General features: G+C 68.1%; 19 protein-coding genes. 4 read left to right on the forward strand and 15 right to left on the reverse strand.

The window, feature by feature from the left end; translation table 11 throughout:
* Window positions 1–82: 82 nt before the first annotated feature.
* The 5 genes from LFT49_RS07070 to nirB form a co-directional block, all read right to left on the reverse strand.
* Window positions 83–952: an FAD-dependent oxidoreductase gene (locus LFT49_RS07070; RefSeq protein WP_236801753.1), complete on the reverse strand. Its 870-nt coding sequence runs from the start codon at window positions 950–952 to the stop codon at window positions 83–85.
* A gap of 224 nt (window positions 953–1,176) precedes the next feature.
* Entirely contained in the window at window positions 1,177–2,151 is a 975-nt protein-coding gene (locus tag LFT49_RS07075) for an IS481 family transposase (protein ID WP_237428856.1), read from the reverse strand.
* Window positions 2,152–2,244: 93 nt separating this feature from the next.
* Window positions 2,245–3,408 (reverse strand): uroporphyrinogen-III synthase, encoded by a 1,164-nt coding sequence (locus LFT49_RS07080; RefSeq protein WP_236801754.1) that lies wholly within the window; start codon window positions 3,406–3,408, stop codon window positions 2,245–2,247.
* 14 nt (window positions 3,409–3,422) lie between these two features.
* The gene (gene cobA, locus LFT49_RS07085) at window positions 3,423–4,454 is read right to left on the reverse strand and encodes a uroporphyrinogen-III C-methyltransferase (RefSeq protein WP_236801755.1); all 1,032 of its coding nucleotides are present in this window, start codon (window positions 4,452–4,454) and stop codon (window positions 3,423–3,425) included.
* 2 nt (window positions 4,455–4,456) lie between these two features.
* On the reverse strand, window positions 4,457–7,099 hold the full coding sequence (gene nirB, locus LFT49_RS07090) for a nitrite reductase large subunit NirB (RefSeq protein WP_237430150.1): 2,643 nt from the start codon (window positions 7,097–7,099) through the stop codon (window positions 4,457–4,459).
* Window positions 7,100–7,357: 258 nt separating this feature from the next.
* Here nirB and nirD point away from each other — a divergent pair, with 258 nt between their 5' ends.
* On the forward strand, window positions 7,358–7,741 hold the full coding sequence (gene nirD, locus LFT49_RS07095; RefSeq protein ID WP_237430151.1) for a nitrite reductase small subunit NirD: 384 nt from the start codon (window positions 7,358–7,360) through the stop codon (window positions 7,739–7,741).
* Between the two features lie 70 nt (window positions 7,742–7,811).
* Here nirD and LFT49_RS07100 read toward each other — a convergent pair whose 3' ends face one another.
* Together LFT49_RS07100 and LFT49_RS07105 are read right to left on the reverse strand one after the other, a co-directional pair.
* Window positions 7,812–9,560: a phospho-sugar mutase gene (locus LFT49_RS07100; RefSeq protein WP_237430152.1), complete on the reverse strand. Its 1,749-nt coding sequence runs from the start codon at window positions 9,558–9,560 to the stop codon at window positions 7,812–7,814.
* A gap of 57 nt (window positions 9,561–9,617) precedes the next feature.
* Complete coding sequence (locus LFT49_RS07105) at window positions 9,618–10,436, reverse strand: purine-nucleoside phosphorylase (protein ID WP_236801762.1); 819 nt, start codon at window positions 10,434–10,436, stop codon at window positions 9,618–9,620.
* 103 nt (window positions 10,437–10,539) lie between these two features.
* On the opposite strand from LFT49_RS07105, the gene LFT49_RS07110 reads away from it, so the two are divergent.
* Together LFT49_RS07110 and LFT49_RS07115 are read left to right on the forward strand one after the other, a co-directional pair.
* A complete protein-coding gene (locus tag LFT49_RS07110; protein ID WP_236801763.1) occupies window positions 10,540–11,955 on the forward strand; it encodes an NAD(P)H-quinone dehydrogenase in 1,416 nt (471 codons plus the stop codon).
* 129 nt (window positions 11,956–12,084) lie between these two features.
* Entirely contained in the window at window positions 12,085–12,318 is a 234-nt protein-coding gene (locus LFT49_RS07115; protein WP_236801764.1) for a hypothetical protein, read from the forward strand.
* A gap of 107 nt (window positions 12,319–12,425) precedes the next feature.
* Here LFT49_RS07115 and LFT49_RS07120 read toward each other — a convergent pair whose 3' ends face one another.
* From LFT49_RS07120 to LFT49_RS07135, 4 genes are all read right to left on the reverse strand, one after another.
* Entirely contained in the window at window positions 12,426–13,883 is a 1,458-nt protein-coding gene (locus tag LFT49_RS07120) for a benzaldehyde dehydrogenase (protein ID WP_236801765.1), read from the reverse strand.
* Between the two features lie 201 nt (window positions 13,884–14,084).
* Window positions 14,085–15,644 (reverse strand): FAD-dependent oxidoreductase, encoded by a 1,560-nt coding sequence (locus tag LFT49_RS07125; protein WP_237430153.1) that lies wholly within the window; start codon window positions 15,642–15,644, stop codon window positions 14,085–14,087.
* A complete protein-coding gene (locus tag LFT49_RS07130) occupies window positions 15,641–17,860 on the reverse strand; it encodes a molybdopterin oxidoreductase family protein (protein ID WP_237430154.1) in 2,220 nt (739 codons plus the stop codon). The genes LFT49_RS07125 and LFT49_RS07130 overlap by 4 nt, the downstream gene beginning before the upstream one ends.
* Before the next feature lies 1 nt (window position 17,861).
* Window positions 17,862–19,274, reverse strand: a complete 1,413-nt coding sequence (locus tag LFT49_RS07135) for an MFS transporter (RefSeq protein ID WP_237430155.1) — start codon at window positions 19,272–19,274, stop codon at window positions 17,862–17,864.
* Window positions 19,275–19,552: 278 nt separating this feature from the next.
* Between LFT49_RS07135 and LFT49_RS07140 the strand changes: the two genes are divergently transcribed.
* Complete coding sequence (locus tag LFT49_RS07140; protein ID WP_236801769.1) at window positions 19,553–20,962, forward strand: MFS transporter; 1,410 nt, start codon at window positions 19,553–19,555, stop codon at window positions 20,960–20,962.
* A gap of 152 nt (window positions 20,963–21,114) precedes the next feature.
* Here the strand turns inward: LFT49_RS07140 and LFT49_RS07145 are convergent, their stop codons facing one another.
* From LFT49_RS07145 to LFT49_RS07160, 4 genes are all read right to left on the reverse strand, one after another.
* A complete protein-coding gene (locus LFT49_RS07145) occupies window positions 21,115–21,846 on the reverse strand; it encodes a glutamine amidotransferase (RefSeq protein ID WP_236801770.1) in 732 nt (243 codons plus the stop codon).
* A 122-nt stretch (window positions 21,847–21,968) separates the two neighbouring features.
* A complete protein-coding gene (locus LFT49_RS07150; RefSeq protein ID WP_236801771.1) occupies window positions 21,969–22,406 on the reverse strand; it encodes a YybH family protein in 438 nt (145 codons plus the stop codon).
* A 17-nt stretch (window positions 22,407–22,423) separates the two neighbouring features.
* Window positions 22,424–24,235: an acetyl/propionyl/methylcrotonyl-CoA carboxylase subunit alpha gene (locus tag LFT49_RS07155; protein WP_442863678.1), complete on the reverse strand. Its 1,812-nt coding sequence runs from the start codon at window positions 24,233–24,235 to the stop codon at window positions 22,424–22,426.
* A gap of 130 nt (window positions 24,236–24,365) precedes the next feature.
* Window positions 24,366–25,010, reverse strand: coding sequence for a Maf family protein (locus LFT49_RS07160; protein WP_236801772.1), 645 nt, complete (start codon window positions 25,008–25,010; stop codon window positions 24,366–24,368).

Here is a 25,010-nt window from a genome sequence, read left to right on the forward strand (position 1 = left end):
CATGGAGGCACTGCCGGCAGGTGACCTGTCAGGCAGCCGCCTGCAGGTGACCCCGTCAGGCAGCCGCCTGCAGGTGACCCCGTCAGGCAGCCGCCTGCAGGGCCGGCGCAGCCGAAGCGGCCGACAGCAGTTGCGTTGCACAGGTGCCCGCCGCCGAAGCGGCTGCCACCAGCAGCCCCAGCCGCACGCCGTCGAACGCTGCTGCGTCCCCGATCGCCCAAATCCCCGGCACCGAGGTGCGGTAGTCGCGGCTGATGACGATGCCGCCAGCTGCCGCCGTCTGCAGGCCTGCGCTGGCCGCCAGGCCGTCCCGGGAGACGCGCTCCTCCGCTAAAACGACCAGGTCCCCGGTCATGCTGCTGCCGTCTTCGAAGACCACCGCGGATGCGGATACGCGGGAAGCTGGACCGGACACGACGGCAGGGACGATGGCGGCCGGCCGGGCGGTGGTGCGGATGGGACGTACGCCTTTGGCCCGCAGGACTGCCTCGGCCTGTCCTGCCGCCGCACCGGTCCCGACCAGGATTCCCACGGGGCGCCTGCCCAGCTCCCGGGCCACCTTCTGCACGCCCTTTGCGACGCGTGGTGCGTCGTCGATGGTGGCATAGCTCAGGCACTGCGCGGCACCCTCCACCGGGCTGGCCACGGGGGCTGATCCGGTGGCAATCACCAGCTGGTCGTAGGCGAATTCCATGCCGTCAGCAGTGGCCACGGTGCGGTTGGCAGCGTCGATGTGGCTGGCGGGCTGGCCGAACCGGACGGAGACCTGGGGGAGCATGGCCAGCTCCAGCAGTTCCTCGGGGGCGTCGTCGCGGTTGCTCAGCACGGTGATGGTGCCGGTGAACCGGGCCCGGTCCAGTTGCGCCACCAGGGCCTGGGCAGCGGGTCCGGCACCGGCGATGACGATGCGGGTTGCGGTGGATGAGGACTGGGAGGGTGCCGGAGCGGACATGTGCTGGCCCTTTCGCTGGCGGCCGCCGGGCGGCCGGAACTCTGTGATGAGACCCAGCGTAGGCTTGCGCTTTTTCCGGCAGGTTTCCCCGCAGTTGCTGTTTCAGGGCCCTGTGTTCGCCAGTATTTACCGGCCGGTAACACAACCCGTGACACACCTCTCATCCGGCGGCCGCAGGACACATTCCGCCCCGGCGGCACCCCTCGAAACCGGACTAGATGTACTCAGTCAGTAGGTTGGTTGCACCTGCTGATCGGTGGGTTGCCTCCGAGGCTGCCGTGGGGCCGGTGGTTGTTGTAGAAGTCTAGCCAAGGCTGCAGAGCGTCTGTGCGGGCCTGGTTTGAGGTGAAGGGTTGACGGTAGGCCCAGCCTTCCTGGAGGGTGCGGTTGAAGCGTTCTGCTTTGCCGTTCTGCCAGGGATGGCGGGGTTTGATCAGGATGTGTTTGGCGCCCAGCGCAGTCAGTGCGTCCTGGAAATCTTTCGAGAGCCGGTAGGCGAAGGCATTATCGGTCATGACCCTTTTGACGGGTGCGCCGTGGGCTGCCATGGCTGCCGCGGCCCGGGTAAGGAATCCTGCGCAGGTCGCGCCTTTCTCATCGGGCAGGACCTCGGCGTAGGCGAAGCGGGAGTGGTCATCCACGGCCACGTGGACGTAGTCAAAACCGACCCTTGAGTGGCCTGTTGAATGATTGCGGGCAGACTGATTCGGGTCTGCCCGCCAGCCCCCGCCATCCGGGATTCGGCCCAGTTTCTTGACGTCGATGTGGATCATGTCCCCGGGAGCGTCGCGTTCGTAGCGGCGGTCGGTCGCCCGGGATGCCCGAATCCGTACCCCGGTCACCGGGTCCAGGTCCCACAGTCTGGGCATGCCCGCGCGGGCCAGGATCCGGGAGACCGTCCGGGCGCTCGTGCCGCAGCGCAAGGCCAGGTCCGCAGGTCCCTCGCGGTGCTCGACGCGCTGGGTCAGAACATCCGCAACGACTTCCGCTGAGGTTGCGTTCGGGCACGACCTTGGGCGGGAGCTGCGGTCCTCGAGGCCGGCCCAGCCGTGGGCCCGGTACCTGCTGATCCAACGGTGCGCGCAGGTCCTGGAGATACCCATCTCCTTGGCAACGTGGGCGACGGGACGGCCGGCAAGGATACGCTCGATGATGATCCGTCTACCGTTCGGAGTCAGCCGGGCATTACGGTGGGACATGAAGACCTCTTAGTCGTTGGCTGTGTGTGGTAACCACCAACCTAAGAGGTCTTCACCTATTCACGATGTAACCAACGTCCTGACTCAGTACAACTAGACGCGGATCCGGTACCCGCGCTTGACCACGGTCTCAATAAGCCTGCCGTCCGGCAGCGACGAACGCAGCCTGCTCACCGTCATGTCCAGCGCGTGCACGGATCCCCGGAGTTCCAGCAGGTCGGAGAGCGATTCACGGGACAGGACTGCGCCGCCTGCACCCAGCAGGGCGCGCAGGAGCAGCAGGGGAGCGGGCGCCAGTTCCACCTGCTGGCCGTCGATGCGGAGGCAGCGGCCGCGGAGCTCGATGTTTCCGGAGCGCGTCTCCAGCCGGCGGACGTGGTTCAGCGCAAGGTGCTCGCACACCAGGCGGATGAGGGCGCCCATGCGGAAACGTTCGGGGATCAGCGGTGTGATGCCGGCGTCCAGGAGCGGCTGCGCGGTCACGGGACCCACCACGGCGGTGGTGACGTTCAGTTTCAGGCTCTCCACCAACTGCTTATACAGGCCCATCTCGTGCGCGGTGCTCCACATGGCATCGACAGCGGGGGCGCTGGTGAAGGTCAGGACGTCGAGGTTTCCGCTGCAGGCAGCCTCGATCAAGCGGGGCAGCCGGTCCTCGCCGTCGGGTTTCACCCAGCGGTACGGCGTGACGGTCAGGACCGTGGCGCCGGACATCCGCAGCCGCTCGATCTGCCGCACGTCGGTGTAGCCGTGCAGCTGCATGGCGACAGTCTTGCCGCGGACGCCTTCAGCAAGCAGCATGTCCACCAGGGTGGCGGTGGTTTCGTCGCTGCTGATGCCGACGTCGGCAAGGCCGGCTGCCCGCACGGCACCGCGGGCTTTGGGTCCCCGGACGAACATGCGGCAGTTCCCGAGGGTTTCCAACAGTTCGTCGCCGATGCCAAAGGAGTCCGCGGCCTCGCACCACCGGCGCATTCCGTAAGCGGTGGTGGCGATACAGAGGTCCGGCTTGGCTGCGATGATGGCCCGGGTGTCTTCTATGAGGCGCATGTCCTCCTGGACGGGAGCGATCTTCAGCGCCGGCGCGTGCAGGACTTCGGCGCCGCGGCGTTCCAGGGCCTCAATGAGGTCCCGGGACCGCCGGTCAGAGGTGACGCCGATACGGAACCCCTCCAGCGGCGACTCGGCGGCATCCGGAGCAGCTTCTGCCTGCGTTGGTTCGGCCTGCGTCTGTTCAACCGGTGCAAGTGCAGTCATGGGGGTCAATCCTTTCATGATCCCAGCAGCGAAGCCGCCAACCTGTCCAGGTCGGCGGCGGCGCCGGCGTGCCCGCGGTTGGCCTCAGCCACCCGCACCACCTCGCCGATGACAAGCACTGCAGGGTTGCTGCAGCCGGCAGCAGCGGAGGTGATGGTGCCCAGGTCCGCGACAGTTGTGCGCTGGCCGGGCCGGTAGCCCCGTTCCACGACGGCCATGGGCATGTCCGGCCGCATGCCGGCGCGGCGGAGGCCTGCCGCCAGCTGGTGGAGGGTGCCGATGCCCATAAGCACCACTATTGTGCCGCCCAGGCCAGCCAGGTGCAGGTGCTCCTTCTCGGTGAGCGGGGCATGCCCGGAAACCACGGTGAACAGATGGCTGACTTCCCGGTGGGTCACCGGGATACCTGCCGCGGCGGGCACCGAGATGGCGCTGGTGACGCCGGACACTACCTGGACCTTGACGCCCGCGGCCACGCAGGCGGCCACTTCCTCGCCGCCGCGGCCAAAGACGTAGGGGTCGCCGCCCTTGAGGCGCACCACGTTGTTGCCGGCCAGCGCGCTTTCCACCATCAGTTTTTCGATGTCCGCCTGGCTGACCTTGTGGTGACCCGGCTTCTTGCCGACGTCGACAAGCTCGGCGGAGGTCAGCAGCGGCAGCTCCTGGTACGGGGCCAGGCGGTCATAGAAAACGACGTCGGCGTCCCGGAGCGCCTTGACGGCCGCCACGGTGAGCAGGTCAGGGGTTCCGGGGCCACCGCCCACCAGGGTGACATTGCCTCCGGGCCCTGCGGCGGGCTCCGCGGCAACGGGGACGCCGGCTTCCCGGCAGCGGCCCAACAATGTGCCCCAGCCGGGCTGTCCGTCCGCGACCGCTGCAACCAGGAACAACTGTTCCGGCAGCCGGGTAAGGGCGGCGCTGTGCGGGGTCTCCAGGCGGTGCACGACGGCGCCCGCGGCTTTGTAGCGGCGCACTGCCTGCCGCGCTGCAGTGGCGGTGCCGGCCACCAGGACGTCCCGGCCGGTGAGGTCGATGCTGAGCTGCATGGTTATGCCTCTTTTTCGGTATTGTCCGTGGTTGACGTGCGGACCGGGATGGCGGCTCCGATCAGGACCTTTCCCTTTTCCTCGGGGGTGGCAGGGCGCATCTGGCCGCGCTCGTCCGGGACGAAGGTGATGGAGTCGTCCTTCTGGTCCGGTGCGTTGACGAAGGAGCGGAAGCGGCGCAACCGCTCGGGGTCCTTCAGGGTGTCCGCCCATTCGTCCACGTAGGTGTCCACGTGCCTGGCCATGGCGGACTCAAGGTCGGCGGCGATCCCCAGGGTGTCCTTGACCACCACGTCCTCAACGTGCTTGATGCCGCCGTCGAGCTCCTCCTGCCACCGGGCCGTGCGCTGCAGGCGGTCGGCGGTGCGGATGTAGTACATGAAGTAGCGGTCGATGTACTTGATGAGGGTCTCGTCGTCCAGGTCCTTGGCCAGGAGCTGGGCGTGGGCCGGGGTGGCGCCGCCGTTGCCGCCGACGTACAGGTTCCAGCCGTCGGCCGTGGCGATCACCCCGACGTCCTTGCCGCGGGCCTCGGCGCATTCGCGGGCGCAGCCGGAGACGCCCATTTTGAGCTTGTGGGGGCTGCGCAGGCCGCGGTAGCGCAGTTCCAGCTTGATGGCCATGGCCACCGAATCCTGCACGCCGAAGCGGCACCAGGTGGACCCGACGCAGGACTTAACAGTGCGCAGGCTCTTGCCGTAGGCCTGGCCGGATTCGAAGCCGGCATCCACCAGTTCCTTCCAGATTTCCGGGAGCTGCTCCAGCCGGGCACCGAACATGTCGATCCGCTGGCCGCCGGTGATCTTGGTGTACAGGCCGTACTTCTCGGCGACGGCAGCGATGACGCCCAGCTTCTTCGGGGTGATCTCACCGCCGGCAATGCGCGGGACCACCGAGTAGGTCCCGTCCTTCTGCATGTTGGCCAGGGCACGGTCGTTGGTGTCCTGCAGCGTGCCGCGGCCGGCGTCCAGGACGTAGGCGCTGTTCTGGCTGGCGAGGATGTTCGCGATGGTGGGCTTGCAGATGTCGCAGCCGGCGCCGGTACCGTACTTGGCCATGATCTCCTCGAAGGAGGTCAGTTCCAGGACCCGGATGGCGTCGAACAGCTCTTGGCGGGACAACTCGATGTGCTCGCACAGGGCCTTGGACACCTCGACGCCGGACTTGGTCAGCTCGGTTTCCAGCAGTTTCTTCAGCATTGGCACGCAGGAACCGCACTGGGTTCCGGCGCGGGTGCAGCCCTTGAGTTCGCCGAGTTCCTGGACCGGCGCATTCCCCTCACACGCTCCGCAGCCGTTGATGGTGTCCCGGATGGTCCCGGCGGTGACGTTATTGCAGGAGCAGAGGGTGGCGTCGTCGGGGAGTTCGGTTTCGGGAGCTTCTCCGCCGCCTGCCGCGGAGAGGAAAGCGCCGGGCTCGGCGGGAAGTTCACGGCCCAGGAGCGGACGCAGGCTCATGTACGGTGAGGCGTCACCCACGAAGATGCCGCCCAGCAGGGTCTTGGCGTCGTCAGTGGTGACGATCTTCTGGTACACACCGCGGGCGGGGTCTGCGTAGACGATCTCCAAAGCGTGTTCGGTCCGGGCGAAGGCGTCCCCGAAGCTGGCCACGTCCACACCGGAAAGCTTCAGCTTGGTGGCGGTGTCGAAGCCCGGGAACGTGGCGTCGCCGCCGTGCAGCCGGTCGGCGACGATCTCGGCCATGGTGTTGGCGGGGGCCACCAGGCCCAGGCACATGCCGCCGAAGTTGGCCACCTCGCCGATGGCCCAGATGCCGGGGACCTCGGTGGCGCAGAAATCGTTGATCGCCACGCCGCCCCGCGGGCCCAGGCTGAACAGCTGCTCCTCGCCCTCGGCCGCGCGGAAGAGCTCGTCGCGGGGCCTGACGCCCACGGCGACAATCACGAGGTCTGCCGGGATGACGCGTTCGTCAGCCATCAGCACGCCGGTGACCTGGCCGTCGTCGTCCGTCAAAATTTCGCTGGGGAACACGCCGCCGTGCACTTCGAAGCCCTTGGCCTCGATCAGGCGGCCAAGGGCCTGCCCGGCGCCCTCGTCCAGCTGGGTGTTCATGAGCCAGGGTGCACCGTTGATGACCACGGGAGTGGCGCCGAGCTGCTCCGTGCCGGCGGCCGACTCGAGGCCCAGGAGGCCACCGCCGATGGTCACGGCGTTGATTTTGCGGCCCAGCTTTTCGGTGAGCTCTGCGATGGCCTTGTTGATGGCCCAGACGTCCTCGAGTGTCCGGTAGACGTGCGCGTGCTGGGCGCCCGGGATGGGCAGGCGGACAGCGTCCGAACCCGTGGCCACCACCAGCTCGTCGTAGACGTAGGAGTTCCCCGCCGCGGTTTCCACCGTCTTCGCCGCGGCGTTGATCTTCACCACGCGTTCGCCGGTCTTTAGGACCAGCGAACCGTGCTCCCACATCCCGGCCGTTCCCAGGGTGAGGTCCACGCCGGTATCGGTGAGGGCCTTGGAGAGCGCCACCCGGTCGTAGGGGAGGTGGGCTTCCTCGGTGAGGACCGTGACATGCCAGCCGTCGAGGCCCCGGGCATGCATGGCGTCCGCAAAACGGTGGGCCGCGGGGCCGCCGCCGGCGACGACGATGCGGCGCGGAGTCTCTGTGCTTGAAGTCTGTTCGGTCACTGTGGGCCTTTCGCATGGGCCGCAGACGGTGCTCTGCAGCTTGTGCCTCCAGCCTAGGAAGGGGCAGTTTCGCCTCAGTTTCCCAATTGTTTCGTCAACTTAACTTCTGCATCACGGATGCATTTCCACCCGGGTTAGGTCTCTTTTACGCGCCGGACATATGTACCGCACCCCTATGAAACACCTGGACCTTAGCGTGGGACACGGCCGCAAAAGCAGCCGCTGCAAGGACAACAGGCACAGGGAAAGGAGCCGGACATGACGGCAACACTGGAACTTGGGGCGCTCGCCGCCGAATCAGACCTCGCTGGATTTGAGACCGGCTGGCACCGTGTCTGCGCGGTTGAGGACCTCGAACCGGCGTGGGGCGAGGCCGCCTTGGTTGCAGGGCGCCAGGTGGCGCTTTTCCGCACCGGCCCGGAGGAAGTCTTCGCCGTGGCCCATGAGGATCCGGCCACCGGAGCCCACGTCATGGCCCGTGGCATCCTGGGCTCCAAGGGTGCCAGGCCCACCATCGCCTCGCCGCTGCACAAGGAGGTCTATGACTTGGAGACAGGGGAGTGCTTCACCAGTCCCGGCCTGCGGCTCGCAGCGTACCCCACCCGCGTCACCAACGGCTTCGTCGAGGTGGGTCTCCAGTAATTCGCCGGAGCCGGAAAAGGGGCGCCGGGACTCTGAACAGTCCGGCGCCCCTTTCGTGCTTAGTGACCTGTTAAAGCCCCAGCGCTTCGCTGACGTCGTGCAGGACCTCGTCCAGGGAAGCCCGGGCCGCCTGGCGTGCGGCCGGCAGCTCCGCGGCGGATCCCACCTGGTGGATGACCTCCAGGTAGCACTTGAGCTTGGGCTCCGTACCGCTGGGCCGGATGATGACCCGGGTCAGGTTCCGGGTGATGTAGAGCAGGCCCTCGGTGGGCGGCAGCTGGGCGGTGCCCTCGGCAAGGTCGGTGAAGACCTCCACCGCTGACTGGCCGAAAGATTCCGGCGGCGAAACGCGCAGGCGGTTCATCATGGCGTCCAGCAGCCCCAGGTCCGCAACCCTGATGCTGAGCTGGTCGCTGGCGTGCAGGCCGTGCTGGAGGTACAGCTCATCCAGGGTGTCGAAGACCGTCTTGCCTGCGGCTTTGGCGGTGGCGGCGAGTTCGGCGATCAGGACCGCGGCGGAGATGCCGTCTTTGTCCTTCACCAAGTCCGGCGCCACGCAGTATCCCAGTGCCTCTTCGTACCCGTAGACCAGGCCGGGAACGCGGGAGATCCATTTGAATCCGGTCAGTGTTTCCTGGTGCGCGAAGCCGGCAGCATTGGCGATGCGGGCCAGCAGTCGGGAGGAAACAATCGAATTGGCAAAGACGCCCCGGCCGTCGGCTTCGTCGCCGGGGGCGCCGTCCGCGAGCCGGGCCACCATGTGCGCGCCCAGCAGTGATCCCACTTCATCGCCGCGGAGCATCCGCCAGGCGCCGGTGTCAGGATCTTTCGCCGCTACTGCAGCCCTGTCGGCATCGGGGTCATTGGCGATGACCAGGTCGGCATCCAGCCGCGCGGCCGCTTCCAGGGCGAGGTCCAGCGCCCCGGGTTCCTCCGGGTTGGGGAAACTGACGGTGGGAAAATCAGGGTCCGGCTCCGCCTGCTCGGCCACCACGGTGACATCCGTGAAACCTGCCGCCTTCAGGACGTCCAGCGCAGTGCCGCCGCCCACACCATGCAGCGGGGTCAGGACGATCTTCAGGTCGCGTGCGGGGAAGCGCTCCGCCATGGCGAGTGCCGCCGTCGTCCGTTCGTACCCGGCGGCCAGCGAGCCGTCCAGGACCGTCCACCCGTCCGCTGCCAGTGCAATTGATTCCAGCGGTCTCACCGCGCTGATGCGCGCAGCGATTTCGGCGTCGTAAGGGGCCACGATCTGGGCACCGTCACCGTCCGCGGCCACGGCATGCCGGCCCAGGTACACCTTGTACCCGTTGTCCTGCGGGGGGTTGTGGCTGGCGGTGACCATGACGCCGCCGTCACAGTCCAGCGCGCGGACCGCGTAGGCCAGCAGGGGAGTGGGGAGGGCGGCCGGCAGCAGAAACGTCTCGATACCGGCCGCGGTGAAGATCGCGGCCGTCTCCTCCGCAAAGACATCGGAGTTATGCCGGGCGTCATAGCCGACGACGGCGCGCGGCCGGGTGCCGGCCGCCGCCTTTGCCACGGCGTCCACCAGGAAAGCGGCGAGTCCCGCCGCGGCGCGGCGCACCACCACCCGGTTCATCCGGTTGGGCCCGGGTCCCAGGGCGGCGCGCAGGCCGGCGGTGCCGAACTGCAGCGTGCCGCGGAAGCTGTCTTCCAGTTCCTGCCGGGCCGCCGGATCGCCGTCGTCGGCAAGGCGGACAAGCTCCAGGAGGGACGCCTTGGTTACGGGGTCCGGGTCCTGGGCAGCCCATTCGCGGGCCTCGGCGAGCAGGCGGAGTTCGGCATCGGCAGTGGTCATGGGCACAACGCTATCGTCATTGCACCCCGCCGTGATGCACCCGGGTGCGTGGTCCTGCTAGAGCCGGGCGATGATGTCGGCCAACAGCCTTGAGATGCGGGGACCCGCAGCCTCGCCGGATTCAAGGACTTCCTGGTGGCTCAGCGGCTGGGGGCTGATGCCCGCGGCGAGGTTGGTGACCAGCGAAATGCCGAATACTTCCATGCCGGCGTGCCGGCCGGCGATGGCCTCCAGCGCCGTGGACATGCCGATCAGGTCGGCGCCGATGCGCTTGGCGTACTGCACTTCCGCCGGGGTCTCATAGTGCGGGCCGGGGAACTGCGCGTAGATGCCTTCGTCCAAGGTGGGATCCACTTCGCGGGCAAGTCCGCGGATCCTTGGTGAGTAGAGGTCCGTCAGGTCCACGAATGTGGCCCCTTCCAGCGGTGAGGCCGCGGTGAGGTTGATGTGGTCCCGGATCAGGACCGGCGTGCCGGGGGCCCAGGCCTCGTTGAGCCCGCCACAGCCGTTGGTGAGGACCAGGGTGCCGCACCCGGCGGCTGCCGCGGTGCGGACGCCATGCACCACGGCGCGGACGCCCTTGCCTTCGTAATAGTGGGTGCGGGCGCCCAGGACCAGGGCGCGCTTGCCGCCCTTGGTCAGCACGGAGCGGATGGTGCCCACGTGGCCCTCGACGGCAGGGGAGTGAAAGCCGGGGACTTCCTCGGCGGACAGGGTGGCGGTGGTCTCGCCGATCAGGTCGGCGGCCTCGCCCCAGCCGGAGCCGAGGACCAGTGCGGTGTCGTGGCGGTCCACGCCGGTCTCCTCGGCGATGTAGTCAGCGGCGGCGCGGGCGGCGGCGAACGGGTCCGTGTTCAGGAAGTCTGTTGTACTCACCAGTACAAGTTATCCTGCCGCCCCTGTTACCCCTGTCACTGCGGCCCGCAGCATGCCCTGATTTCTTGGTGGTCAGGCGGTAAATGGGCGAGAATGGATGACTGTGACTACGCACCCAGATTTCAGTTCCCCCCGGATCGCAATCCTGGGAGGTGGTCCCGGCGGATACGAAGCTGCCATGGTGGCCGCCTCGCTTGGAGCGACGGTCACCATCGTTGAGCGCGCGGGCCTGGGCGGCTCCGCCGTGCTGACGGACGTGGTTCCGTCCAAGACCCTCATTGCCACGGCGGACCTGATGACGCGCGTTGCCGAGGCCGGCGAGCTGGGCGTGAAGTTCGACGTCGACGGCGGCGACTTTGTGCCCGTGATGCGCGCCGACCTCAAGCACATCAACGACCGCCTCCTTAACCTGGCCCGCACCCAGTCGCAGGACATCCGCGACGGCCTCGAAAAGCAGGGCGTCCGCATCATCGCCGGTTCCGGCCGCCTCCTGGACAGCCACACCATCGAGGTCCTCACCGTTGATGGCACCGAGACGATCGAAGCGGACACCGTCCTGCTGGCTGTGGGCGCGCACCCGCGCGAACTGGAAACGGCCCGCCCGGACGGGGAACGGATCCTGAGCTGGACCCAGATCTACAACCTGGATGAACTGCCCGAAGAGCTCATCGTGGTGGGCTCCGGCGTAACCGGCGCCGAATTCGCGTCCGCCTACAACGGCCTCGGCTCCAAAGTCACCCTGGTCTCCAGCCGCGACCGCGTGCTGCCGGGCTCGGACGTGGACGCCGCAGTGGTCCTTGAGGAAGTGTTTGAACGCCGCGGCGTCCGGGTCCTGTCCCGCTCCCGTGCCCAGACCGTCGAGCGCACGGACGACGGCGTGGTGGTCACGCTCTCGGACGGCACCAAGGTGACCGGCAGCCACTGCCTGCTGTGCCTGGGCTCCATCCCAAACACCGCCGGCATCGGCCTGGAGGAGGCCGGGGTGGCGGTCAGCGACAGCGGCCACATCAAGGTGGACGGCGTGTCCCGCACCACGGCCCCCAACATCTACGCCGCCGGTGACTGCACCGGTGTCCTGCCGCTGGCCTCGGTGGCCGCCATGCAGGGGCGCATCGCGGTGGCGCACTTCATGGGCGACGGCGTCACCCCGCTCAAGCTCCACCAGGTAGCGTCCAACATCTTCACCTCGCCCGAAATCGCGAACGTTGGCGTGTCCGAGGCGGAGATCGAATCCGGCAAGTACCAGGCCGACATCATCAAGCTCTCCCTGCGAAGCAACGCCCGCGCCAAGATGCGCAACGCCAAGGACGGGTTCGTGAAGATCTTCGCGCGGAAGGGCTCGGGCACCGTGATCGGCGGTGTGGTGGTGGGACCCAACGCGTCCGAACTGATCTTCCCCATTTCCATTGCGGTGAAGCAGAAACTGCACGTGGACGACGTCGCCAGCACCTTCACGGTGTACCCGTCGCTGACCGGGTCCATCTCCGAGGCAGCCCGCCGACTGCACGTCCACATGTAAATCTTCCCGGCCACGGGCGGGGCTGGACCCCTCCGGCGCCACCTGCCTAGACTCGAACCAGGCGCGGCCGGGAATTTCCATGAAGTTCCCGGCCGTTCCTGTACCAGCCGTCGACGCAAGGAGGGGCCCATGGAACTGCAGGGCATCAAGTGGAACGAGCAGGCGCGGGAAAAGATCCTGCTGGATGCCGACCGGGCACTGCAGGAAGCGGTCCGGGAGGCGGCTTCATCGCTGTCCGGATCCGGTAAGGACAAGGTGTACGAATTCCTGTTCGAGAAGCTGAAGGGCCAGTTCGTGGACTTCCAGCCGGGCCCGGACCTCACCAAGTACGCGGAGGCCGTGGCCGCCGGGGAAGTCGAATAAGGGGAACGGCTCAGTTGCCCGCTGCCGGTCCTGCTTCCGTTTGCAGGACCGGCAGCGGCTTTCCTGGCCACGGTCTGAGGCGCTTCCGGTGAACCGGCAGCGCCAGCTTAAAACGGATACGGGGCGATGTCCGGGCGCATGGTGAGCCACTGGATTTCGGTGAAGGACTCCATGTTGGCGTGGTGGCCGCCGATCCGTGAGCCGTTGCCCGAATCCTTCATGCCGCCGAATGGCGAATTGGCTTCGTCCGACACGGTCTGCTCATTGATGTGGACCTTGCCGGAGTCCAGCTGGTCGGCAATGGTCATGGCCATGCCGACATCGCCCAGGATGCCGATGGACAGGCCGTATTCGCTGTCGTTGGCCAGGGCCACTGCCTCCTCCACGGTGGAGAAGCTGGTTACCGGGGCCACGGGACCGAAGATTTCATCCTTCCAGGCCGGACTGTCCTGCTTGAGGTCCACCAGTACGGTGGGCTGGTAGAAGCGTCCATCGTGGGTACCGCCGGCCGCCACGCGGGCGCCGCCCTTCACTGCCTCCTGGACGATGCCGTCCACGCGGTGCAGCTGCCGCTCATCGATGACCGGTCCCAGCGCCACGGTGCCGCTCTTTGGGTCACCGACCGGAAGGTGGGCGGCCTTTTCCGACAGCGCGGCAACGTAGTCGTCGTAGATGTCCTCGTGCACGATATGACGGCCCGCGGCCATGCAGATCTGGCCCTGGTGCATGAACGATCCGAACGCGGCGGCTGACGCGGCCTTGGCCAGGTCCGCACCCGGCAGCACGATCAGTGCGTTGTTGCCGCCAAGCTCCAGGTGGGCACGCTTGAGCAGGCGTCCGGCGGTCTCGCCGATCTTCCGCCCGGCCGCCGTCGAACCCGTAAAGGCGATGACGCGAACTTCCGGCGCCTCCACCACGGCCGCACCGATGTCCGCGCCGCCGGGCAGCAGCGACAGCAGCCCCGGCGGGAGGCCGGCCTCCTCGAAGATCCGCATGAGGGTGACGCCGCCGCAGACAGCGGTCCGGGGATCCGGTTTGAGCAGCACGGCGTTCCCCAGCGCCAGGGCAGGGGCGACGGCGCGGATGGAGAGGATCAGTGGGAAGTTGAACGGCGCGATCACGGAGACGACGCCCACGGGGCGGCGCCTGGCAAAGGACCAGCGGTTCTCGTTGGAGGTGAGCACATCCCCGGCCGGCAGCGAGGGCAGCGCCGAGGCGTCGTAGCATTCGTTCGCGGCAATGTGGGTTTCCAGCCCTGCCTTGGGCGCAATGCCGCCGGATTCCCGGACGATCCAGTCCTGGACCTCCGCGGCGTGCTCCTCCCAGAGCTGGCCGGCGCGGCGCAGCACGGCGGCGCGCTCCTCCGGGTTGCGCGCGGCCCAGTCCTTTTGGGCCTTCGCAGCCGCGGTGGCAGCTTCCCGGACGTCCTCGACGGAGGCGACCCCGTAGTTGCCCAGCTGGGCGCCGGTGGCCGGTTCAACGCTGGTTCCGGTTCCGCCGCCGCCCTTGCGCCAGCCGTTGAGGTATATGTTGCCGTCCCAGGGGGCGGAATCGAGGAGGGACATCAGTGTCCTTTCGTCGTGAACTGCCGCGACTCAATGTCACGGACGGGCGGATGCCGGAACACCGCCCAATCAATGGTGGTGCCTTTACCTTCGCCGCCATGTTCATGCGCCGTCAACTATGGTTCCCTGACCGAGCTTGCGAGGTTAGGGCAAGGCTGGGTGGGGCCACGGCCGCCGGGTTCCCTGACCGAGCTTGCGAGGTTAGGGCAAGGCTGGGGAGAAGTGCCGTTCGATAAGGCCCTTGATGTCCTCGTGGCAGCCGCCGCAGCCGGTGCCCGCGCGGGTGGCCTTCGAAACCTCCGCAACAGTGGCACAGCCATCGGAGACCGCAGCCGTAATGGCAGCCCCGCTCACGCCGGCACACCGGCACACGGTTCCGGCGGGATCCACCGGGCTGGCGCCCGGCAGCTGGTCCGGACCGTCCAGGCGGAGGAGCAGCGACCGGTCCGCGGGCAGTTCAGCCCCACGTTCAAAGAGCCCCACCAGCTCGGCAGCCGTCCTCGGCATGCCCACTGCCACCAGTCCTTCCAGGACGCCCCCACGCGTGGTCATTTTGACGTACCGGCCGTGCTCCGGATCTGCCCACTGCGAGACCTGCAGGCGGGGCCGGCCGGTGGCTGCCCCGGCCGTGAGAATCTCCTCGTCCCAGGGATCGGCGGAGTTGTCGCCGGCCACGGCCATGTTCATTCCACGGGCCTTCAAGACCACCACGCCGGGCTGCTCCGGCGGCAGGGCGGGCAGCAGCTCGGCTTCCGCGGCTGCCCCTTCGGCCAGCAGGGTGAGGTAGCCGGCCAGCCACTCTGCCTGCCGCCAGCCCGGCCCCACCAGCCCCGACGGACCCTTGGCATTGCGGCACCCCGCGCAGCCCGGGTCCGGGCAGCGGACCTCGGCGCAGTCGCCGATGGCAAAAATGTGCGGTTCGTGGTGCGCCCGCAACCGGTGGTCCACCAGGATGCCGGTACCGGTGGACAGCCCGCATCCTTCGGCCAGTTCGGTCCGGGGACGGACACCGCACGAAATGACCAGGAGGTCGCCGTCAATCCCGGACCCGTCATCGAGCAGCAAAGCCGAGAAGCCGCCGTCGGGCCCGTTGTGCTCCACCCCCGTGGAACGTGCGTTGGCGGCCACCCGTACGCCGCACCGCCGCAGCCCCGCGGCAAGGACCGCTCCGCCGCCGCGGTCGATGCTCCTGCCCAGCGGGTGCGGGCCGTTGTGGACCACCGTCACGGTGGCGCCCTCCTCCGCCGCTGCCAACGCCGTTTCCAGCCCCAGCACCCCGCCGCCCAGCACCACCACCCGCTTGCCGCCGTCCACCGCCTTCCGCAGCACAGCGGCGTCGCTCAGGTCCCGCAGCGCCGTAACGCCCGCGGGAAGGACCGGGGTAGCGGGATCCGGGTTGATGCCGGTGAGGTTGGGGATCACCGGGCGGGACCCGGTGGCGAAGACCAGCCGGTCGTAGTGGACCATGAACCCGTCCGAGAGCAGGACCTGCTGCCGCGCCCGGTCCACGCGCTTCACCCGCATGCCCAGGCGGACGTCTACGCCCTCCTCGGCCAGCCCGGCCGCGTCAGCGAGTGCCAGGGCGTCTGCAGTGGTCCGGCCGACCCCGAGATCCGCCACGAGCACGCGGTTGTAGGCGGCATCGGCTTCCGCGCCCACCACGGTGAGCCGGATCCGGCCTCCGCGCACGGCGGGCAGCAGCTCATCCACCAGCCTGGCGGCCACGGGGCCGAATCCCACGATGACAATCTGCTCGCTCATGAGGCCTCCGTCGTTTGCAGCATGCGGGCGGAATCGGGTGCGGCCACCGGCCGGACCCACACGGTGTTGAACTTGAATTCGGGCATTCCGGAGACGGGATCGGTGGCCGCTTCGGTCAGCCGGTTGGCGCTTTCGGAACCCGGAAAATGGAAGGGCAGGAAAACCGTCTCGGGGCGGATTGCCGTGCTCAGCTCCGCCCGGCACACCACCTCGCCGCGGCTGTTGGCCACGGAGACCAATGATCCCTCGGCGATGGCCATCGCTTCCGCTGCCGCGGGGTGGAGCTGCACTTTCGCCTCGGGCTGGGCGGCGAGGAGCTCCGCCACGCGCCGGGTCTGGGCACCTGACTGGTAGTGCTCCAGGAGCCGGCCGGTGATGAGGGTCATTTCCTTTGCAGCGGGGCCGGGGCTGACAGCAGGCGTACGACGGCGGCGCGGCGCCACCGGGACCAGCTGCGCCTTGCCGTCGGGGTGCGCAAAGCGGTCCGTGAACAGCCGCGGCGTTCCGGAACTGCCGGCCGGGTACGGCCAGTAGGCGGGCTCGCCGCGGTCCAGCATGGCGTAGTCGATGCCTGAATAATCAGCGAGGCCACCGGCGGAGGCGAGCCGCAGCTCCTCGAAGACCGTCTCCGGGTCCTCGCTGTAGGTGGAGGGTGCGTCCAGCCGCTCAGCCAGGCGGGCCATGATCCACAGTTCGCTGCGGGCGCCGGCGGGCGGGGAGACGGCGCGGCGGCGGCGCAGCACGCGTCCTTCCAGGTTGGTCAGGGTGCCGTCCTCTTCGGCCCACTGCAGCACGGGCAGGACCAGGTCCGCTTCCGCGGCGGTTTCGGACAGGAAGAAGTCGCAGACCACCAGGAAGTCCAGGCTGCGCAGCCCCGCAGTGGCGGCATTCGCATCGGGTGCCGCCACCGCAATGTTGGAGGCATGGACGAAAAGGCACCGGACGCCGTCGGGCTTTCCCAATGACTTCAGCAGCTGCACGGCCGGCAGGCCGGGGCCGGGGATCAGGTCCTCGGGGACACCCCAGACGGCGGCGACGTGCGCGCGGGCGGCAGGGTCGGTGATTTTGCGGTAGCCCGGAAGCTGGTCCGCCTTCTGGCCGTGTTCGCGGCCGCCCTGGCCATTGCCCTGGCCGGTGAGGGTGCCGTAGCCGCTGCGGGCGGACCCGGGCAGGCCCAGCAGGAGGCTGAGGTTGATGGCGGCGGTGGCTGTGTCGGTGCCGTCGACATGCTGCTCCACTCCGCGGCCCGTGAGGATGTAGCTCCCGCCCGCCCGGGCTCCGGTCGCAAGCATGCGGGCCGTCTGCCGGATCAGCTCCGCCGGGACGCCGGTGATCGACTGGACGCGTTCGGGCCAGAAGGCGTTGACGCTGCGGACCACCGCGCTGTAGCCGGAAGTGCGCTCTTGGACGTAGGCGCTGTCCACGAGGTTCTCGTGGATGACCACGTGGGAGAGGCCGAGCAGCAGGGTGAGGTCTGTGCCGGGCAGCGGCTGGAGGTGGAGTCCGCCGCCATCTGCCGTGAAGGCTGCGGTGGCGGAACGGCGCGGATCCACCACGACCAATCCGCCGGCGTCGCGGGCGCCCTTGAGGTGCTGCACGAACGGCGGCATGGTCTCGGCAACGTTCGAACCGAGCAGCAGGATGGTGCTGGCGGTGTCCAGCGCCTCGACCGGGAAGGGCAGGCCGCGGTCCACGCCGAAGGCCCGCATCCCGGCAGCCGCCGCGGAGGACATGCAGAACCTGCCGTTGTAGTCGATGCGGGACGTGCCGAGGGCCAGCCGGGCGAACTTGCCCAGCATGTAGGCCTTCTCGTTGGTGAGTCCGCCGCCGCCGAACACGCCCACGGCGTCCGCACCGTACCGGGCGCAGGCGTCCTTCACTGCCCGGGCCGCGAGGTCCAGGGCCTGGTCCCAGCCGATGGGGCGGTGCACGCCGTCGGGACCCTTCAGCAGGGGCTCAGTGATCCTGCCCGCGTGGTTCAGCAGCGACGGCGAGGTCCAGCCCTTGCGGCACAGGCCGCCGCGGTTGGTGGGGAAGTCCCGGCCGGCAACCTCCAGGGCAGGTGCCGGGTTGGATGCAGGCCCGGGCGTGGAACGGGGTGCCGGCGCGGGGCCCGGCCCCGGCTGGGCAGCCGGTGCCAGGCCCGCGGTGGGCGTGAGCGTCATGGCGCACTGCAGGGCGCAGTAGGGGCAGTGCGTGTCGGCGCTTGCGGGCATGCTAGATGTGTCCCATCGCGTTCCGGCCTGCCTTGCGGATGTAGCAGGCCCAGCAGACCACCAGCATCAGGACATACGCGCCGACGAACCCGTAGAAGGCGGGGGTGTAGGAACCGCTGGCGCTGCTGGAGGCGTTCAGGACCTGGGGGATGACGAAGCCGCCGTAGGCCCCGATAGCGGAGATCAGGCCGAGGGCAGAGGACGCCAGCCGCTGCGTGGCCACGGAGCTTGCGCCCTTGCGCGCGGCCCGGCTGGAGGTGGCGAAGATGACCGGAATCATCCGGTAGGTGGCGCCGTTGCCGAAGCCGCTGGCAGTGAACAGCATCAGGAACAGGACCAGGAAGAGCAGGAAGTTCTTCAGCGGCAGCGTCCAGACCATGGTCAGCGTGATTACGGCCATGGCGGCGAAGGCCGAAACGGTCATCCGGGCTCCGCCCATGCGGTCCGCCATGCGTCCGCCGTAGGGGCGGGCCAGCGAGCCCACCAGGGGGCCCAGGAAGGCGAGCGAGAGGGCCACGGTTCCCACGCCGATGGTGGAGAACCCGGGGAAGTAGTCCTTGATCAGCTTGGGGAACACGCCGGCGAAACCGATGAAGGAACCAAACGTCCCGATGTACAGCAGCGCCATGATCCACAGGTGCGGTTCCTTGAGCGCCGCCACCGATCCGGCCACGTCGCCCTTGGCGCTGGTGAGGTTGTTCATGTGTTTGAAGGCCCCAAAGGCTGCCAGCAGGATGAAGGGAACCCACATCCAGCCGGCCATGGGAAGGTTCACGGTGCCGGCGGCCAGCAGGGTGATCACAATGGGAACGGCAAGCTGTGCGACGGCGGCACCGAGGTTTCCGCCCGCGGCGTTCAGGCCCAGCGCCCAGCCCTTTTCCCGGGCCGGGTAGAAGAAGGTGATGTTGGCCATGGAGCTGGCAAAGTTTCCGCCGCCGAAGCCGGCCAGGGCCGCCACAAGGAGCATGACGCCGAATGGGGTCTCCGGGTTGGAGACGCAGAGGGCCAGCCCGGTGGAGGGGATCAGGAGCAGCAGGGCGGACACAATGGTCCAGTTCCGGCCCCCGAAGCGGGGGACCATGAACGTGTAGGGAATGCGGAGCGTGGCGCCCACCAGGCTGGGCATGGAGATGAGCCAAAAGATCTCCGACGTGGAGAAGGTGAAGCCGGCGGCGGGAAGCTGGACCACCACGATGGACCAGAGCTGCCAGACCACGAAACCCAGGAACTCGGCGAATATGGACCAGTTCAGGTTCCGGCGTGCGATGGCGCGGCCCGCGGTTTCCCACTGCTCCTTGTTCTCCGCATCCCAGTTGGCGATCCAGCGGCCGGGGCGGAATTCAAGGGCAGGTGAGTCTGTGGCGCGGGCAGGGCCGGGCTGTACGCCGGTTTCGACAGTGCGGTCAACAGTCACGGTTTACCTCCTTCGGGGATGGGGTTTCCTCAAACCTAGGGATGGCTCGTTTCGTGGACAGTCGATGTGTGTTAACGCGCTGTGACTTTTGCCTATCCGGCACAGTCAGGCGGCGTGAGGCGCCGGGGAACAGCCGCGTTGTGAGACAGACAACACCAGTCCGGATGCTGGACGTTTCGTCCATTGACTGGACGGAGGCAAGTAAGATCGAACTCTAACTATTCGAGCCGGGTGGCAGTCCTGCCTGTGCCCGGCCGGTCTCACGAAAGCGCTTACCTATGTCATCCACCGATACCACCGCGCTGCCAGGTGCACACCAGCCGGTGAACTCCCGCGGCCGCGTCATCGTGGCCAGCCTGATCGGCACCACAGTGGAGTTTTACGACTTCTACGTCTACGCCACCGCCGCCGTCCTCGTCTTCCCGAAGCTCTTTTTCCCCAGCGCGAACGAAACCACACAGCTGCTGAGCTCCTTTGCCGTGTTTGGCGTGGCCTTCATCGCCCGCCCCCTCGGCTCCATCATCTTCGGGCACTTCGGTGACAAGTTTGGCCGCAAGGGCACGCTGGTGGCTTCGCTGCTGACCATGGGTATCGCCACGTTCCTCATCGGCTGCCTTCCCACCGCGCTGGTTCCGGGCTGGGAGTTCCTGGCGCCGGCCCTGCTGGTGGTCATGCGCTTCGCCCAAGGCCTGGCGCTCGGCGGCGAATGGAGCGGGGCCGCGCTGCTGGCCACCGAAAATGCTCCCGCCAACAAGCGCGCCATCTACGGCACCTTCCCGCAGCTCGGCGCCCCGATCGGCTTCATCATCGCCAACGTCATCTTCCTGGTGGCAAGCTACACCCTGGCGCCGGAGGCCTTCGCGGCATGGGGCTGGCGCGTTCCATTCCTGCTCAGCGCCGTCATGGTCATCATCGGCCTGTACGTCCGGCTCAAGCTGATCGAAACCCCGGCCTTCACCAAGGTCCTGGAGTCCAACGAGGTCGCCAAGCTGCCGCTGGGCCGCGTCTTCAAGACCAGCTGGCGCCAGCTGATCCTGGGTACCTTCATCATGCTGGCCACCTACGTGCTCTTCTACCTGATGACCACGTTCACGCTCACATACGGCACCAAGCCAACCCTGGAAGGCGCCAAGGCCGCAGCCGAAAAGGCCGGGAAGCCGATGAGCGAAGCCGCCGCCGCCGCGTTCGTCCCCGGCCTTGGCTACAGCCGCAACGACTTCCTCTGGATGCTGATTGCCGGCGTCGTCTTCTTCGGCATCTTCACCCTTGTCTCCGGACCGCTGGCGGAAAAGTTCGGCCGCCGCAAGATGCTCCTCGCCGTCACCGCCGGGATCTTCGTCTTCGGCCTGCTGTTCGTTCCGCTGTTCAGCGGCGGCTTCTTGGGCACCATGGGCCTGCTGATCCTCGGGTTCTCGCTCATGGGCCTCACCTTCGGCCCGATGGGGGCGCTGCTGCCAGAACTGTTCCCCACCAACGTGCGGTACACGGGCTCCGCCATCAGCTACAACTTCTCCAGCATCCTGGGTGCAGCAGTGGCGCCGTTCATCGCGGTGGCCCTCTGGGAAGCTGCCAAGGGCAGCCCGGTCCTGGTCGGGGTCTACCTGACCTCGATGGCGGTGCTCACCTTGATCGCGCTGTTCCTCACCCGCGAAACCCGGGACGTGGACTACGAGAACAACGTGGCCTGACGCCCTGGGTGCAGTCCGGCCCGGTTAGTGGCTGAGATGCCCGGCCCCGCCCCCGCAATAACGGGGTTGGTGCCGGGCATCTCCCTTAAGTGCCGGAGGTAACCGGGCAGGAACGCACGACGGCGGGCTGCCGCGGCTTGGGAGGTTGGGGCTCAGCGGGCGTAGCGGGCCACGAAGTTCTTCAGCACGGCCATGGGCTCGGTGACGGTGAATTGCCGTGCCGCCGCCATGAGTTCCTCCGCGGACTCCGGCGGGAAGTAGCCGGCATGCCGGTAGATGTCGATCCGGGTCACCAGCCCGTCGGTGTCCAGCTCCGGGTGGAACTGGGTGGCGTAAAGGTTGGTCTTGACGCGGAACATGTGGACGGGGCAGGAGGCCGCCCGCGCCAGCAGCACAGCGTGCGGGGGCAGCGAGCTGACGGCTTCCTTGTGTCCGGTGAAGGCTGTGAAGGTTTGGGGCATTCCCTGCAGGATGGGGTCCTGCAGTCCCTCCTCGGTCAGTTCCACCTGCACCGCGCCCAGCGGCTCGCCGTAGGTCCGGTCGATCACGGCGCCCTGGTGGCTCCCGAGCGTGCCGACTCCGTAGCAGGCGCCGAGGAACGGGAAGTCAAGGTCCACCAGCTGGTCCAGGAGCGCTGCCAACTCCTGCTCCACGCGGTGCTGGACAGGGCTCTTGTGCTCCGGCGGGTCGCTGGAGGTGAAGGGGCTGCCGCCGACGATCACGCCGGAGTACTTTGAAAGGTCCAGCGAGGGCAGGGGAGCGGCTTCGAGCCGGACGCGGACCAGTTCCCGTTCTTCAAGTCCGCCGTACCTCAGGTAGGCGGCGTACTCATCCTCCGCGGCGGCATCCTCCGCACGGGAGGCCAGGAGCAGGAAAGGCAGCATGAGTAAAGTCTGCATCCTGGCGGCTGCACCTGCCAGCACCACGCCTGCCGGCACCAGGACTGCACCCGCCGGGTCGGGCTGTTTGCGTTCAGGCTATGTGCCGGCCCAGGTTAGATGCGGGCTCAGGCCGGCGGTTGCGTCAGCGACCGGCGGGACTGGGGCCGGGCCGCCGGGTCCGCGTGGCGGTGCAGCAGCTTCCAGTAGCCCTCCTCGCGCCGGAAGATGCTGGTCACGCGCAGGGCGAACTCCTCCGTGGCTGCAGCCCCGTCCAGCCGTGCCCGGAAATGCTCTGTCTCCACCAGGTAGGCAGTGTCGCGCGCCGTGTAGGAGGTCACGGTGTCGAAGCCCAGCATCTCGCCGTCGCGGAACTGGCGTGCCGCCTGGTCCAACCGGGCTTCCACCTGGGCCCAGCCGCGGGCGATCCCGCCGAACGGGTTTGCCAGCGTGACGTCATCCAGCCGGGAGTACAGTTCCTTGATTGGAGCCGCATTGCCGCGGGTGATCTCGGGAACCGCTTGGTGGTAGCGGTCCACTTCTTCCTGGAAACTTGGTGCGAGCATGGCTGCCGGGCCGCCTTCTAGTCCTCGATGGTGGCGATGATGGCGCCCGCGGACACCGTCTCGCCGGCCGTTGCGGTCAGGCCCGTGATGGTGCCGGAACGGTGTGCGGTGAGCGGCTGCTCCATCTTCATGGCCTCGAGGACCACCACCAGGTCGCCTTCGGACACCACGTCGCCGTGCGTCACAGCCACCTTCACAATGGTTCCCTGCATGGGGGAGGTCAGCGCATTGCCGGTGGCGGCGGCGGGACCTGCAGAGCGGGAGCGCTTCTTGGACTTGCCCGGCTTGCCCGTCGCAGCCGCTGCCGTTCCCGGCGTGCCCAGGGACGCGGGAAGGACCACCTCAAGGCGCTTGCCGCCTACCTCCACCACCACGCGCTGGCGGTCTTCGCCGGAGCCTTCGCCGTCAACGGTCCCCTCAGGGGTCCATGCGGGCAGGTTGTTGCTGAATTCGGTTTCGATCCACCGGGTGTGGACCTTGAAGGGGCCTTCGGCGGGTGCGAACGCAGGGTCCGAGACGACGGCGAGGTCGAACGGGATGACGGTGGGGATGCCCTCCACCACCATCTCCTCCAGGGCGCGGCGGGCACGCTGCAGGGCCTGCGGGCGGCTGGCGCCGGTGATGATGAGCTTGGACAGCATGGAGTCGAAGTTTCCGCTGATTACGTCGCCCTGCTCCACGCCGGAGTCCACGCGGACACCGGGGCCGGTGGGGTTTTTCAGGACGCGGAGGGTGCCGGGGGCGGGCAGGAAGTTCCGGCCCGGATCCTCGCCGGTGATGCGGAATTCGATGGAGTGGCCGCGCACCTCGGGGTCGCCGTAGCCCAGTTCCTCGCCGCGGGCCAGCCGGAACTGCTCGCGGACCAGGTCGATGCCGGTCACTTCCTCGGAGACGCAGTGCTCCACCTGGAGGCGGGTGTTGACCTCAAGGAAGGAAATGGTTCCATCCTGGCCAACCAGGAATTCGCAGGTGCCTGCGCCCAGGTAGCCGGCCTCTTTCAGGATGGCCTTGGAGGATTCGTACAGCTTGCGGTTCTGGTCCTCAGTGAGGAACGGGGCCGGGGCCTCCTCCACGAGTTTCTGGTTGCGCCGCTGGAGCGAGCAGTCGCGGGTGGACACCACCACGACGTTGCCGTGGGAATCGGCCAGGCACTGGGTCTCCACGTGGCGCGGGGCGTCCAGGAAGCGCTCGATGAAGCATTCGCCGCGCCCGAAGGCTGCCGTGGCCTCGCGGACGGCGGACTCGTACAGTTCGGGGATTTCTTCCCGGGTACGGGCCACCTTGATGCCGCGCCCGCCGCCGCCGAAGGCGGCCTTGATGGCCACGGGCAGGCCGTGCTGGTCAACGAAGTCCAGGACCTCCTGCGCGGACTCAACGGGATCGGCCGTGCCGGGCACCAGCGGTGCGCCGACCTTTTCGGCGATGTGCCGGGCCTGGACTTTGTCGCCCAGGGCGGAGATCGCCTCGGGGGAGGGGCCGATCCAGGTGATGCCGGCCTCGATCACCCGGGCGGCGAACTGGGCGTTTTCGGCCAGGAAGCCGTAGCCGGGGTGGATGGCGTCGGCGCCGGACTGGCGGGCAGCCTCGATGATCTTGTCCATCACCAGGTAGGACTCGGCGGCGGTGGTGCCGCCCAGGGCGTAGGCCTCGTCAGCGAGCCGGACATGCAGGGCATCGCGGTCCGGGTCAGCGTAGACGGCGACGGAGGCGAGGCCCTCGTCCCGGGCCGCCCGGATGATGCGCACGGCGATTTCGCCGCGGTTGGCGATCAGCACCTTTGTGAGGCTCGGCTGCGTGGTTCCTGCGGACTGCTCCAAATTTGCTGACAAGGCGTCTCCTTCTTTCCTTCAGGGAGCCTAGCGCGGTTTTGGAGGTTCCGCCGATATTACTTGCGGAATCCGCGTGTAAAGCAGCCTTCCTTTGTAGGGAAGCTACAAGGGGGTCCGAAAACCGCCGGTCTTAGCGCGGCGGCCAGAGGTCCGTGATCCGCACATTGGCGGCAGCGAGCAGTCCGCGCAGGGTGGAGACGGAAAGGCCGACGACGGCGTGCGGGTCGCCGTCGACCTTCCGGATAAAGGCCCCGCCCAGGCCGTCGATAGTGAAGGAACCCGCGCAGTGCAGCGGTTCACCGGTGGCGATGTAGGCGTCGATCTCTGCCGGTTCCATGTCCAGGAAGGAAACTTCGGCGGAGGCGACCGCCCCGAGCGTGGCGCCCGAGCCGCGGCCGCCGCTGCCGTCGTCGTCCGTGTCCCTGCAGTCCACCAGCCAGTGGCCCGTGTGCAGCACGCCGGCCCTGCCGCTCATCCGCAGCATCCGTTCGCGTGCGACGTCGGCGGTGTAGGGCTTGCCGTGAGCCTCGCCGTCGAACTCGAAGACGGAGTCGCAGCCAAGGACCAGCGCACCTTCCGCCTCCGGCAGCGACGCGACGGCCTCGGCCTTGGCCCGGGCCAGCAGCAGCGCGGTGTCATGCGGGTCGGTGACGCCGTACCGTTCCTGGACGGCGGCTTCGTCGACGTCGGACACCAGCACGGTGTGCCGGATACCGGCCTCGGCCAGGAGCTTGGTGCGGGCGGGGGACTGGGAGGCGAGGATCAGATGGAGCAC

Source organism: Arthrobacter sp. FW306-06-A (assembly GCF_021870055.1).
In the GTDB taxonomy this organism is placed as follows: Bacteria; Actinomycetota; Actinomycetes; order Actinomycetales; family Micrococcaceae; genus Arthrobacter.